The 12,661-nt window shown below is 73.8% G+C and carries 9 protein-coding genes; 4 read left to right on the top strand and 5 right to left on the bottom strand.

The features are described from left to right. Positions 1-188 precede the first annotated feature (188 nt). Positions 189-494, top strand: a complete 306-nt coding sequence (locus IO29_RS09010; protein ID WP_030381818.1) for a hypothetical protein — start codon at positions 189-191, stop codon at positions 492-494. A 122-nt stretch (positions 495-616) separates the two neighbouring features. Here IO29_RS09010 and IO29_RS09005 read toward each other — a convergent pair whose 3' ends face one another. Next, complete coding sequence (locus tag IO29_RS09005) at positions 617-1,633, bottom strand: GlxA family transcriptional regulator (RefSeq protein ID WP_030381819.1); 1,017 nt, start codon at positions 1,631-1,633, stop codon at positions 617-619. A 370-nt stretch (positions 1,634-2,003) separates the two neighbouring features. Between IO29_RS09005 and IO29_RS09000 the strand changes: the two genes are divergently transcribed. Continuing rightward, positions 2,004-2,516: a hypothetical protein gene (locus tag IO29_RS09000; protein ID WP_030381820.1), complete on the top strand. Its 513-nt coding sequence runs from the start codon at positions 2,004-2,006 to the stop codon at positions 2,514-2,516. Between the two features lie 7 nt (positions 2,517-2,523). Here IO29_RS09000 and IO29_RS08995 read toward each other — a convergent pair whose 3' ends face one another. The 3 genes from IO29_RS08995 to IO29_RS08985 form a co-directional block, all read right to left on the bottom strand. Next, positions 2,524-2,973: a hypothetical protein gene (locus IO29_RS08995; protein WP_030381821.1), complete on the bottom strand. Its 450-nt coding sequence runs from the start codon at positions 2,971-2,973 to the stop codon at positions 2,524-2,526. An 81-nt stretch (positions 2,974-3,054) separates the two neighbouring features. Beyond that, complete coding sequence (locus IO29_RS08990) at positions 3,055-4,563, bottom strand: MFS transporter (protein ID WP_030381822.1); 1,509 nt, start codon at positions 4,561-4,563, stop codon at positions 3,055-3,057. Positions 4,564-4,691: 128 nt separating this feature from the next. After that, complete coding sequence (locus tag IO29_RS08985) at positions 4,692-5,954, bottom strand: DUF445 domain-containing protein (RefSeq protein WP_030381823.1); 1,263 nt, start codon at positions 5,952-5,954, stop codon at positions 4,692-4,694. A 341-nt stretch (positions 5,955-6,295) separates the two neighbouring features. Between IO29_RS08985 and IO29_RS08980 the strand changes: the two genes are divergently transcribed. Further along, positions 6,296-7,627 (top strand): SGNH/GDSL hydrolase family protein, encoded by a 1,332-nt coding sequence (locus IO29_RS08980; RefSeq protein ID WP_030381824.1) that lies wholly within the window; start codon positions 6,296-6,298, stop codon positions 7,625-7,627. 100 nt (positions 7,628-7,727) lie between these two features. Here the strand turns inward: IO29_RS08980 and IO29_RS08975 are convergent, their stop codons facing one another. Then, positions 7,728-8,429, bottom strand: coding sequence for a DUF1707 SHOCT-like domain-containing protein (locus IO29_RS08975; protein ID WP_030381825.1), 702 nt, complete (start codon positions 8,427-8,429; stop codon positions 7,728-7,730). A gap of 1,937 nt (positions 8,430-10,366) precedes the next feature. Here IO29_RS08975 and IO29_RS08970 point away from each other — a divergent pair. Then, positions 10,367-12,643: a transglycosylase domain-containing protein gene (locus IO29_RS08970; RefSeq protein WP_051707730.1), complete on the top strand. Its 2,277-nt coding sequence runs from the start codon at positions 10,367-10,369 to the stop codon at positions 12,641-12,643. The last annotated feature ends 18 nt before the right edge of the window (positions 12,644-12,661 follow it).

Genomic DNA, 12,661 nt, shown 5'->3' with positions numbered 1-12,661 from the left:
TCTCAGCTTCCTGGGTGCGATGCCCTACGACTTCTTATATAGCGGACGGGAGGAAGTTTGACAACCCACGACTCAACTTGGGTCATGGCCACGCGCTCACCTGCCTGTTCGACGACGGCCCGGGCCGCGCGGCGGCGCGTCGGGGCCGGGAGTTAGCCTCGGGGAGTTGACGGACTTGGGAGGCAGTAGTGGTGAAGGTTCCGGCCGCGGCGGTTGCCGCGAGTGGGCTCGTCGGTGGGTACGCCGTGGCGCGGTGGACGAAGAAGCGGCCGCTCGGCGGGGCCGTGCTCGCCGTCGCGGGGGCCGCGGCCGCGGAGCAGTGGCGGCGGCAGGCCGGGGGGAAGGCGGCGGGCGCGTTGAGCGCCGCCTACGTCGCCGCGTTCGCCGGGTCGCATCCGCTGGCGAAGAAGGTCGGCGCCTGGCCGGCCGTCTTCGGGGTCGCCGGTGCGGTCGCGCTGGCGTCGTGGGCGGTGGCGGACCGCAAGGCGGCCTGAGCGGGGCCGCCCCCGGCGGATCGGCCGGACCGCCCCCGGCGGGCGGATCGGCCGGGCCACCCCCGGCGGGCGGATCGGCCGGGTCACCCCCGGCGAATCGGTAGGGCCGCCTTCGGCGGATTTCAGTGCGCGGCGCTTCCGGCCGGGACGGGCGGGGGCGTCGCGTCATGTGTGTCCCGCGCCGGGTCGTGCGTGGTGCTGCCCCGGAACGCCCTGCGGTAGGCGTACGGGCTGGTGCCGACGACCCGTTTGAAGCGGTCGCGGAAGGCCGTCGGGCTGCCGAAGCCCGCCTGGTGGGCGATGCGTTCGACCGGGTGGGTGGTGTTCTCCAGCAGGTACTGGGCGCGGCGGATGCGCGCCCGGTGCAGCCATTGCAGCGGTGTCGTGCCCGTCTGCTCCCGGAAGCGCCGGTTGAGCGTACGGGTGCTGGTGCCTGCCCTGGCGGCGATGTCGTCCAGGGTGAGGTCCTGGTCGGCGTGCTCCTCCAGCCAGGTCAGCAGCGGCTCCATCGTCGCCCCGGCCGGGACCGGGGGGCGCGGGTGGACGATGAACTGGGCCTGGCCGCCCTCGCGTTCGAGCGGCATGACGGAGAGGCGGGCGGCGTCGGCGGCGACGGCCGAGCCGTAGTCCTTGCGGATCATGTGCAGGCAGAGGTCGAGGGCGGCGGCCGCGCCGGCGGAGGTGAGGAACTGGCCCTCGTCGACGTAGAGGACGTCCGGGTCGACGGTGACGGCCGGGTGACGTTCGGCCAGGGCCGCGGCGGCGGCCCAGTGCGTGGTGGCGCGACGGCCGTCGAGGAGGCCGGTCGCCGCGAGGACGAAGGCGCCGACGCAGAAGGAGGCGATGCGGGTGCCGTGGGCGGCGGCGGTGCGGAGCGCTTCGCGGACGGCGGGCGGGAGGGGGAGGGTGGGGTCGGCCTGGCCCGGGAGCAGGATCGTGTCGGCGTCGGCGAGGGCTTCCAGGCCGTGGTGGGCGCGGAGGGTGAACGCGCCGGCGTTCACCTCGGCGGTGGGGGCACAGACCTTGACGCGGTAGGCGGGGTGGCCCGAGGGGAGGCGGGTGCGGGTGAAGACCTCCAGGGGGGAGGCGAGGTCGAAGGGGATCACCTGGTCCAGGGCGAGGACGGCGAGGGTGTGCATGGGGGGAGGGTAGCGGGGGGTGTGGCCGGATGCGGGTGGGGGGTCTGGTTCTCGCCAAGGGTGGGGGCGAGTGGTGGGGTGCGGGTGGGGTTTTTCGCCCCCGCCGCCCCTACCCTTCCCGTCCCTTCAAGGGGCTCCGCCCCTTGGACCCCAGGGGTGCGTGGTCGGGTGCGGATGGGTGGGGGATCTCGCGCAGTTCCCCGCGCCCCTTACGGGGGCACGGTGCGTGATCGCGCCCACCGCGGCGGAGCCGCGCGGACAACACAGCCCCGCGCCTCTTGCAAGCGGCGCCTCGCCCCGGCCGGAATCCGTTGAGGTGTGGCAATCCTGCCGCTGTCGCATGATCCAAGCACCCGCTTGGCTTCTGCGGGTGAACAAGTTCCTGCTTGCTGTGCATGTGATCGTGGCGATCGTGGCCATTGGGCCCATCACCGTCGCCGCGAGCATGTTTCCGCCCGTTGTCCGTCGTGCGCTCGCCGGGGCGGGGGGTGAGGTGGGCACCCTGCGGTTGCTGCATCGGATCTGCCGGGTCTACGCCGTGGTCGCCGTGGCCGTGCCCGTGTTCGGGATCGCCACGGCGAGCGGCATGGGGGTGCTCGGGGACACATGGTTGATCGTGTCCCTCGTGCTGACGGTGGTCGCGGCCGGCGTGCTCGGTGCGCTGGTGCTGCCGCGGCAGGAGGCGATCCTCGACGGGCTCGACGGCTTCGGCGACGGCGTCGGCGACGGCGACGGCACCGGCACCGGCACCGGCACCGGCACCGGCACCGTGGGCGAGCGGGCGGCCGTGCGGCTCGCGATGGTCACCGGGGTCTTCAATCTGCTGTGGGCCGCGGTGACCGTGCTGATGATCGTGCGACCCGGGTCCACCACGGGCGCCTGACCTCCGGTCAGTGGGCGCTCAGCAGCCACTCCTCCGGTCGCTCGGGGCGAAAGCTGCGCGCCACCGCCCCGGTCACCAGGACGCCCACCACGCCGACCACCGTGAAGAATCCCCAGGCCAGCGGCCATGCCGAGGCGTCGGGTTCGGGGTGGGTGAGGAACGAGACGAGCATCAGGACGGCGGGCGGGGCCGCCACCACCGGCACGGTCCAGCCGAGGCCGTCCCTTCGGCCGAAGTACGCGGCGAGCGCGGCCAGGACGACGACCAGGGCGGCCACCCCGGCGACCGTCACGGGGGTCGTCTCCGTGATCGAGCCCGGGGACTCCGCGCGGTTGCGCAGATCCCAGGGCAGGCAGAGCAGATAGGCCGCCGCGGCGACGCCGGCCCCCAGCAGCCGGGTCAGCAGGCGCTCGGGCGCGGGGCGGTTCCGTAGCGGGGACAGCAGCTTCTCGGTCATGCGTACGAGAGTGCCCGCGGGGCCGCGGGGGCCGACAGAGTACGGGTACTCAGGTGGGCGGTGCCGTACGGGTACGGATACTCAGCCGGCGTCGGACGGCACCGCGGACAGGGGCGTGGCGATGTCCTCCAGGGAGCGGCCCTCCGCCTTGACCGCGAGGAACGCGGCGACGAGCCCGGCCGCGCACATCAGGGACGCGCCGATCTGGAAGGCGAGGACCGTGTCGCCGACGTGCCCCGACTCGGTGAGGTCGGCGAAGACGAGCGGTCCGGTGATGCCGCCGGCGGCCGTGCCGACGGCGTAGAAGAAGGCGATCGCCATCGCCCGCGTCTCCATCGGGAAGATCTCGGAGACCGTCAGATACGCGCTGGACGCGCCGGCGGAGGCGAAGAACAGGACGACGCACCAGCAGGCCGTCAGGGTCTTCGCGCTGAGCGAGCCGCTGTCGAACAGCCAGGCGGTGCCGAAGAGGAGGAGGCCGGAGAGGAGGTAGGTCGAGGAGATCATGATGCGCCGGCCGACCGTGTCGAACAGCTTGCCGAGCAGCAGCGGGCCGAGGAAGTTGCCGGCCGCGATGACGGCGAAGTAGTAGCCGGTGCTGCCGGAGGGGACGTCGAAGAACGTGGTGAGGATGGCGCCGAAGCCGAAGGTGATGGCGTTGTAGAGGAACGCCTGGCCGATGAAGAGGGCGAGGCCGAGGGTGGCGCGGCGGGGGTAGCGGCCGAAGACGGTTCTGGCGATGGTGGCGAAGCCGATGCTCTTGCGCTGGTGGATGGTGATCTCGCTGCGCGGGGGCGGGAGTTGCTCGCCCTTCTCCGCCTCCACCTGGTGCTCCACGTCGGTGACGAGCTCCTCGGCCTCCTCGCCGCGGCCGTGGATGAACTGCCACCGGGGGCTCTCCGGCACATGCCGGCGCACCAGCAGGATGACCAGGCCGAGGACGACGCCGAGGGCGAAGGTGAGCCGCCAGCCGACGTCCTTGGCGAAGATCGACGTGTCCAGCGCGACGATGGAGAGCAGGGCGCCGCCGATCGCGCCGACCCAGTAGCTGCCGTTGATGATGAGGTCCACGCGGCCGCGGTACTTGGAGGGGATCAGCTCGTCGATCGCGCTGTTGATGGCGGCGTACTCGCCGCCGATGCCGAAGCCGGTGAGGAAGCGGAAGACGAAGAACCACCAGGGGTTGAACGAGATCGCGGTGAGCGCGGTGGCGGCGAGGTAGACGACGAGCGTCACCATGAACAGCTTCTTGCGGCCGAAGCGGTCGGTGAGCCAGCCGAAGACGAGGGCGCCGACGCAGGCGCCCGCCACGTAGAGCGCGGCGGCGAGGCCGGTGACCTGGGAGGAGGTGATGTCCAGGCCGCTGCCGTGCTCGGAGAGCCGGCTCGCGATGTTGCCGACGATCGTGACCTCCAGACCGTCCAGGATCCATACGGTGCCCAGGCCGATCACGATCATCCAGTGCCAGCGGGACCAGGGGAGGCGGTCCAGGCGGGAGGGGACGGACGTGGTGACGGTGCCGGTGGTGGCGGGCACGGAGGACGAGGACGGTGACGAGGTGGACGGCTCGGACGGCTCTTCTCCGGACATGGCTCCCTCTCCGTCGGGTGACGCTTCCCTTGTGCCCTGCGCAAGGAGCACCACGCGTACTCCTCCGGGAGGACAACGTGAGGGGCCGCGGGTACGTCACGGGAGGTGTCGGAGGGGCGTGCCCCGGTTCACGCCCCCAGCGCTCGGGACGCCGTGTGGATGAGGAGTCCGGCCAGGGAGCCCACCACCGTGCCGTTGATGCGGATGAATTGCAGGTCGCGGCCGATGTGGGCCTCGATCTTCCGGGTCGTGTGCTCCGCGTCCCAGCCCGCCACCGTGTCCGTGATCAGCGACGTGATCTCCCGGCGGTACGTCGTCACGACGTACACCGCCGCTCCCTCCACCCACCCGTCGACCTTCTCCCGCACCTTCGCCTCGCCCGCCATCCGCTCCCCCAGCGACAGCAGCGACGCCCGTACCCGCAGCCGCAGCTCGCTGCGCTCGTCCTCCGCCGCCGAGACGATCATCGCCCGTACGGCGGTCCACGCGGACGCGATCAGGTCCTGCACCTCGCCCCGCCCGAGCACCTCGCCCTTCAGCCGCTCCACCCGCGCTCTCGTCTCCGTGTCCGACTGGAGGTCGGAGGCGAAGTCGGTGAGGAACCGGTCGAGCGCGCCGCGCGCGGGATGCGCCGGCATGTCCCGCATCTCGGTGACGAAGCGCAGCAGCTCCTTGTAGACGCGCTCGCCGACCTTGCGGTCCACGAACCGCGGCGTCCACCCGGGCGCACCCCCCTGCACCGCGTCCATCACGGAGTCGCCGTGCAGCACGAGCCAGTCGTGCGCGCGCGAGACGATCACGTCGACGCTGCGCCGGTGCCCCCCGTCGGCGACGATCCGCTCCAGCATCTTGCCCATCCCCGGCGCGATCTCCTGCGCGTTCGCGCGCCGGGTGATCGCCTCCCCCACCACCGCCTGCACATCGGAGTCGCGCAGCACGGTCAGCGCCCCGCGCAGTGCCGTGGCGAGCTCGGCGGTGACCCGGTCGGCGTGCTCGGGCACGGCGAGCCACGCGCCCAGCCTGCTGCCGATGCCGACGGCGCGCAGCCGGCCCCGTACGACGTCCTCGGAGAGGAAGTTCTCCCCCACGAACTCGCCCAGCGAGACGCCGAGCTGGTCCTTCTTGGTGGGGATGATCGCGGTGTGCGGGATGGGCAGGCCGAGCGGGTGACGGAAGAGCGCGGTGACGGCGAACCAGTCGGCGAGCGCGCCCACCATCCCGGCCTCCGCCGCCGCGGCCACGTAGTCGGCCCAGGCGCCGGCGCCCGTGTGTCCCGCCCAGGTGGTGAGGACGTACACCAGTGCGACGAGCAGCAGCAGCCCGATCGCGTTGGCCTTCATCCGCCGTACGCCACGCCGCTTCTCCTCGTCGGCGGCGCTGAAGACGTTCATGGCCCGGCCGGGGGGCGCGCCCGCCGCACCGCCCGCGCGGCCGGGGGGCGCGCCCGTCGCACCACCCGCGCGGCCGGGGGGCGCGCCCGCCGCTTCCCTCTGTGCTTTCCGCTCCACCCGCTCCACCACTTCCACCCGTCCGGTGACACCCCTGCGGTGATCCCTCACACAATTGTCCCTTCCTGACCGACTCGGGGAACGGACCAACGGTTCCCGGCGTCTGTCTGTCCGGGCGACAGGTGTGCGTCAAGGGCCGCCGGCCGTCCCGCACGCCCATGACGCATCATGGGGTGATCCCACCGGAGCCTCGGGCTCCCGTCGCCCGAGGAGACCCGCACCGCATGACCAGGCGTCACGGTTGTGCCCTGCTCGCCGCGCTCGTCGCGGTGGTCGTCGCCGTGTCGGCGGCCGTCCACACGCGCACCGGCCGCGACGGCGGCCGGCCCACGACCACCGTCGCCGACGGACCCGCCCCGCACAACTCCGCCGCCCCCGCGTCCGCCGGGACCTGGGTCGGCGCCTGGTCGGCGGCCCCGGCCGGGGGCGAGCCCGGCACCGAGACGACGGGCCTGGCCGGCCGCTCGGTCCGCAACGTCCTGCACACCTCCGTCGGCGGGACGAGCGCCCGCGTCACGCTCTCCAACCTCTACGGCCAGCAGCCGCTCACCCTCACCCACGCCACGCTCGCCGTCGCCTCCACCGCGGACAGCGCCGCCGCCCGGCCCGGCACCATGCGCCGGCTCACCTTCGCCGGCGCCCCCACCGTCGTGGTCCCGCCCGGCCGGCAGACGGTCAGCGACGCCGTACGGCTCACCGTGCCGCGCGACGCCGACCTGCTGGTCACGACGTACTCCCCCACCGCCTCCGGGCCGGTCACCTACCACCCGCGCGCCCGGCAGATCTCGTACGCGGCCGACGGGGAGCGTACGGAGGACGTGGCGGCGACGGCGTACACCGAGCAGACGCCGTACTGGCGCTACGTCACCGCGCTGGACGTGATGAGCAACGAGTCCGACGGCACGGTCGTCGTGCTCGGCGACTCGCTCACCGACGGGCTGACCTCCACCGTGGGCGCCGACCGGCGCTGGACGGACGTCCTCGCCGAGCGGTTGCACACGGCGGTCTCGGCCGGGCGCGACGTGCCGCGCTACAGCGTCGTCAACGAGGGCATCAGCGGCAACCGGGTGCTGACGGACGGGCTCGGCCGGCCCGCCGAGAACCCCAGCGGGCTGAACCGGTTCGCGCGGGACGCGCTGGGCCGGACGAACGTCAAGGCCGTCGTCGTCGACCTCGGCGTCAACGACATCCTGCACGCGCCGGAGCCGACGACCGCGCCGGAGATCGTCGCGGGGCTGCGGCAGCTGGTGGCGCAGGCGCACGCGCGGGGGCTGAAGGTGGTCGGGGCGACGCTGATGCCGTTCGGCGGCCACCGGGGCGACTCGGCGGCGCGGGAGGCGGTACGGCAGTCCGTCAACGCGGAGGTGCGGGCGGGACGGGTCTACGACGCGTACGTCGACTTCGACGCGGCCCTGCGCGACCCGGCCGCGCCGCGGCGGCTGCGGCCGGCGTACGACTCCGGGGACCATCTGCACCCCAGCGACGCGGGCTACCGGCGGATGGCCGAGGCCTTCGACCTCGGGCTCCTGAAGGGCGCGGCACGGGCGTCGCTGTAGTTGTCGCGGGGGGGCGGGGAGAGGGCCGGGGGCCTGGAGGCCGGGGGCGGGGCTGCTTCGCCTTGGGGTTGCTCGCCCTTGGGGCTACTCCGCCTTGGGGCTACTCCCCCCTCCTCAGCTCCCTCCGGGCCTCCCGGCGTTCCAGGCGTTCCCTCCGCCGCTCCTCCCGCACCCGCTGCCGCTCCGCCTTGGTGAGCTTGCGCTCCACGCCGACGCCGCCCCAGAAGGCGAAACCGGTCACGATCACGCGCGGGGCGCCGGGCTGCGCCGGGGTGCCCTCCTCGCGGTGGTCGAAGCCGCCCATCACTCCGATGCCGCGGACGACGACCTCGACGCCCGGCGGTACGACGATGTTGACGCCGCCCATGATCGCCACGCAGTTGACGACGACCTCGCGGTCGGCGAAGTAGGCCTCGCGGAGGTCGATCTCGCCGCCGCCCCAGAAGACGAAGGAGTTGAACCGCCGGGGGGCGGTCCAGCGGCCCTTGCGCTGGAACCCGGACATCACGGCGACGCCCCACTGCGAGGTGCCGTCCTCGCCGCCGACGATACGGTCGTCCCAACTGCCGTCGCCGCGCGGGTGTTTGGTCATGTCGACGGCGGCGGCCGGGCCGCCCGGCGCCGGCAGGTCGACGGTGATCGGCGCCAACTCCCCGTAGGTGCGGGCCCGGTAGGTGGCGTCCAGCCGCTCCTCGAACTCGGCCATGTCGAGCCGGCCCTCCGCGAGGGCGTCCCGCAGGCGTTCGGCGACCCGCTCACGATCGGCGTCGGAGGCGCGCAGTTCCGGGAGTTCATCGGTCATGCCCGCAGCCTACGAGGAACGGACGGGAATGTCCCTGACACCCGTCCCCACCCGTCCGGCTCCCCGCCCGTCCGTCCGCCGACCGCCTCTCTACCGCCCGCCCGTCTGCCGCCCGCCCCGTCTGCCGACCGTTGTTTCCCGGCCACCCGGATGCGGGCGCTCGGCCCGCGGGGCCCCTCGGGTGTGTGCCAAGATCAATGCGGCGACTGTGTCGGTGACCACACCCGTCACGGACACGGAATACTTGGAGATACTCCCTCGGCAGACGCGTTCCCGGCCGGAGCGGCAGCCCGGCCCCGGGTGACGCGCGGCGCCCACGTTCCCCGTGAGGGAGCGCACCCCCGGAGACGGGAACGGAACACCCGGTGCGAAAGTCTTCACCGAGTGGGGGCGCAGAAGGCGTTAGAGGGCGTACGGGAACGTACGACGCGAAACAGGAGTCCGGCACACAGATGAGCGACGAGTCGCAGCGGCAGCAGAGCGCCCAGGGCGAACCGCCCGGGAAGCCGGAGCCGCCCGCTCCGGGCCCCACGTCACAGCGGCCCGACCGGCCCACGCCCCCACGGCCGCCCCAGCCGAAGCCCACCGAGCCGGAAGCACCGGGCTCCGGCTCCGGCTCCGGCTCCGGCTCCGGCTCCGGCTCCGGCTCCGGCTCCGGCTCCGGCGAGCGTGCCGGTTCGGGTGCGGGCGGCGGTAAGGGGGCGGGCGCCACGCCCGGTGGCGGCGCGGCTCGCGGTTCCGGCGCGGCTTCCGGCCCGGGCGCGCGCCCGGCTTCCGGCTCCGCCAAGGGCTCGGCCGCCGGTTCCGGCACGGCTCCCCGTACCGGCTCCGGCTCCAGTGCGGGTGCGGGTGCGGGTGCCGGCAAGGGCACGAGCGCCACGCCCGGCTCCGGCGCGGCTCGCGGCTCCGGCACGGCCTCCGGCCCGGGCGCGCGCACGGCTTCCGGCTCCGCCAAGGGCGCGGCCGCCGACTCCGGCGCGGCTCCCCGTACCGGCTCCGGCCCCGCCGCAGGCGCCGGCAAGGCATCCGGCGGCGGCCCCGGCACTCGGGGCGCCCGTCCGGGAACCGGCAGCCCGAAGGCTCCGGGCCCCGACAGGGCCCCCGGTGCGGGTACGGCCGCCCGCGGCGGCTCCGCCGCGAAGGCCGCCGGCCCGAAGGCCTCGGGCACCCGTCCCGGGGCCGACGCCCCGAAGCCTCCGAGCCCGGGCACGGCCGCCGACGCCCCCGGCGTACGCGGAACCGAGCGCCCCCGCTCCGGCGGCCCGGCGCGGGCCGGGGACACCGCCCGGCGCCCCGCGACGAACGCACCGCAGGGCTCCCGGGAATCGATTTCCAGCCGAAAAGCGGCAAGCACCGAGTCCCGTGACGGCGGGGCGTCGTCCGACCGCACCGCCCGTCGCGGAAAGCGGTCCGACACCCCGCCCGCCGGCGAGACCATGCAGCTCCGTGCCATCGACGCCGCCAGCGGCGCCGACGGCACGTCGTCCGCCTCCGACGACTGGCCCGGCGCCCCCGCCGGACCCTCGTCCGACGGGTCCCCGTCGGGCAAGACCGGCGGCCGGCCCGGCACCCGGCGCCGTCGCCCCGGTGCCCCCACACTCGGCGCCGCGGCCGCGACCGGCTCCGCAGCCGCGGCCGCGCCCGCCGGCGAGACCATGCAGCTCCGCGCCGTCTCGGCCGGAGCCGGCGCCGGTCACGGTGGCGGCCCCGGCGGCCCCGGCGGCGGCGCAGGCACCGGACCCGGCAGCCCCCGAGGGGGCGGCGCCGGAAAGCGCCCGAACCCCGCCGACGGCGACGACGGCGCCCTCGCCACCTCCTTCTCCGACGGCAGCGCCACCACCGCACCCCCCACCACTCGCAAGGAACGCCGCGCCGCCAGGAAAGCCGCCCGCAAGGCGAAACGCACCGGATGGCGGCGTCTGCTGCCCACCTGGCGCATGGTCCTCGGGACGTTCCTCTTCCTCTGCATCGCCGTGGTGGGCGCGTTCTTCTACGGCTACCACGTGGTCGAGATCCCCGCCGCCAACACCGCCGCCGTCAAGCAGAGCAACGTCTACCTCTACGCCGACGGCAGCCAGCTCGCCCGCGACGGCAAGGTCAACCGCGAGAACGTCACCCTCTCCCAGATCTCCAAGGACGCCCAGCACGCCGCCCTCGCCGCCGAGGACCGCGACTTCTACACCGAGGCCGCGATCGACCCCAAGGCGATGATCCGCGCCGGCTGGAACACCGCCACCGGCAAGGGCAAGCAGTCCGGCTCCACGATCACCCAGCAGTACGTCAAGAACTACTACCTGGCGCAGGAGCAGACGGTCACCCGCAAGGCCAAGGAGTTCTTCATCTCGATCAAGCTGGACCGGGAGAAGAGCAAGGACGAGATCCTCGAGGGCTACCTCAACACGAGCTTCTTCGGCCGCAACGCCTACGGCCTCCAGGCCGCCGCCCAGGCCTACTACGGCATCGACGCCAAGGACCTCAGCGCCGAGCAGGGCGCCTACCTCGCCGCCCTCCTCAACGCGCCGAGCGAGTACGACGTCGTCGCGCACCCCGAGAACAAGGCCGCCGCCAAGGCCCGCTGGGGCTACGTCCTGGACGGCATGGTCGACAAGGGCTGGCTCAGCAAGTCCGAGCGGGCCGCGGCGAAGTTCCCGCAGCCGAAGCAGACCGTGATCGCCGCCGGCATGTCCGGACAGCGCGGCTACCTCGTCAAGGCCGTCAACGACTACCTCACCGAGAACGACATCATCGACGAGGACACCCTTTCCGCCGGCGGCTACCGCATCACCACGACCCTCCAGAAGTCCAAGCAGAACGCGTTCATCAAGGCCGTCAACGACCAGGTGACCGCCAAGCTCGACAAGAAGAACCGCAAGGTCGACACGTACGTCCGGGCCGGCGGCGTCGCCATCGACCCCGCCAGCGGCAAGGTCCTCGCGATGTACGGCGGCATCGACTACACGAAGCAGTACTACAACAACGCCACCCGCCGGGACTACCAGGTCGGCTCCACCTTCAAGCCGTTCGTGTTCACCTCGGCCGTGGAGAACGACTCGCACACCCAGAGCGGCGCCGCCATCACCCCCAACACGGTGTACGACGGCACGAACAAGCGGTCCGTGCAGGGCTGGAGCGGCGGGGCGTACGCGCCGGAGAACGAGGACAACGTCTCGTACGGCAAGATCTCCGTCCGCCAGGCCACCGACAAGTCGGTGAACTCGGTGTACGCGCAGATGGCCGTCGACGTCGGCCCGTCCACCGTCAAGAAGACGGCCGTGGCCCTCGGCCTGCCCTCCGGCACCCCCGACCTCCAGCCGTACCCGTCCATCGCGCTCGGCACCGCCACCGCGAGCGTGCTCGACATGACGGAGGCGTACGCCACGCTCGCCAACCACGGCAAGCACGGCACGTACACGCTCGTCGAGAAGATCACCAAGGACGGCTCGGAGCGGGTCAAGCTGCCGGACGCGGCGGCCAAGCAGGTCGTCAGCCGCGCCTCGGCCGACACCACCACGCAGGTGCTGCGCAGCGTCGTCCAGACCGGTACGGCCACCGCCGCGCTCCAGGCGGGCCGGCCGGCGGCGGGCAAGACGGGTACGGCGGAGGAGGACCAGGCCGCCTGGTTCGCGGGCTACACGCCCGACCTCGCGACGGTCGTCTCGGTGATGGGCCAGGACCCGGACACCGGCGCGCACAAGTCGCTGTACGGCGCGATGGGCCTGCCCCGCGTCAACGGCGGTGGCGCGCCCGCGCAGATCTGGGCGCAGTTCACCAAGGCGGCCCTGAAGGGGAAGCCGGTCAAGGACTTCGACCTGAAGTTGCAGAGCGGGGCCGAACAGACCATCGAGCCGGGCAACGACGAGAGCGGCGACCCGTCCTCGCCCAGCAGCCCGGACGCGACCGGCACCACGGGCACGGACGGGGGTACGGGCGAGAGCGAGACCCCGGGCGGCGACGCGGGCGGCACCCCCGCGAACGGCGGTGCGGCGACCGGCGGCACGGACGCGGGGGGCGGGGCCTCCGCCACCGGCGGTGCCGGGTCGCAGACGGCCGGGGCCGGGGCGGGTGGTGCCGGGGGCACCGACGCCGGGGCCTCGGACGCCGGCGGCACGGGGACGTCCACGGGGGCGGACGCGGGTGCCGGTGACGGCGGCGACGACGCGGGGCAGGGGCCCGGGGGCCTGGTCCCGCAGCTGACCAATGGGCGGCGGGAGTAGGGGGCGGCGCTACCGGTG

The organism is Streptomyces sp. NRRL F-6676 (assembly GCF_000725625.1).
Lineage (GTDB): Bacteria > Actinomycetota > Actinomycetes > Streptomycetales > Streptomycetaceae > Streptomyces.
The sequence above is the reverse complement of the archived record's forward strand: the minus strand, read 5'-3'. Positions and strand labels throughout refer to the sequence as shown.

What these genes read in the sequence shown, in the direction of transcription:
- IO29_RS09005 (WP_030381819.1), bottom strand. Translation starts at nt 1,633, where the DNA reads ATGCACACCCTCGCCGTCCTCGCCCTGGACCAGGTGATCCCCTTCGAC.
- IO29_RS08995 (WP_030381821.1), bottom strand. Translation starts at nt 2,973, where the DNA reads ATGACCGAGAAGCTGCTGTCCCCGCTACGGAACCGCCCCGCGCCCGAG.
- IO29_RS08990 (WP_030381822.1), bottom strand. Translation starts at nt 4,563, where the DNA reads ATGTCCGGAGAAGAGCCGTCCGAGCCGTCCACCTCGTCACCGTCCTCG.
- IO29_RS08985 (WP_030381823.1), bottom strand. Translation starts at nt 5,954, where the DNA reads ATGAACGTCTTCAGCGCCGCCGACGAGGAGAAGCGGCGTGGCGTACGG.
- IO29_RS08980 (WP_030381824.1), top strand. Translation starts at nt 6,296, where the DNA reads ATGACCAGGCGTCACGGTTGTGCCCTGCTCGCCGCGCTCGTCGCGGTG.
- IO29_RS08975 (WP_030381825.1), bottom strand. Translation starts at nt 8,429, where the DNA reads ATGACCGATGAACTCCCGGAACTGCGCGCCTCCGACGCCGATCGTGAG.
- IO29_RS08970 (WP_051707730.1), top strand. Translation starts at nt 10,367, where the DNA reads ATGGTCCTCGGGACGTTCCTCTTCCTCTGCATCGCCGTGGTGGGCGCG.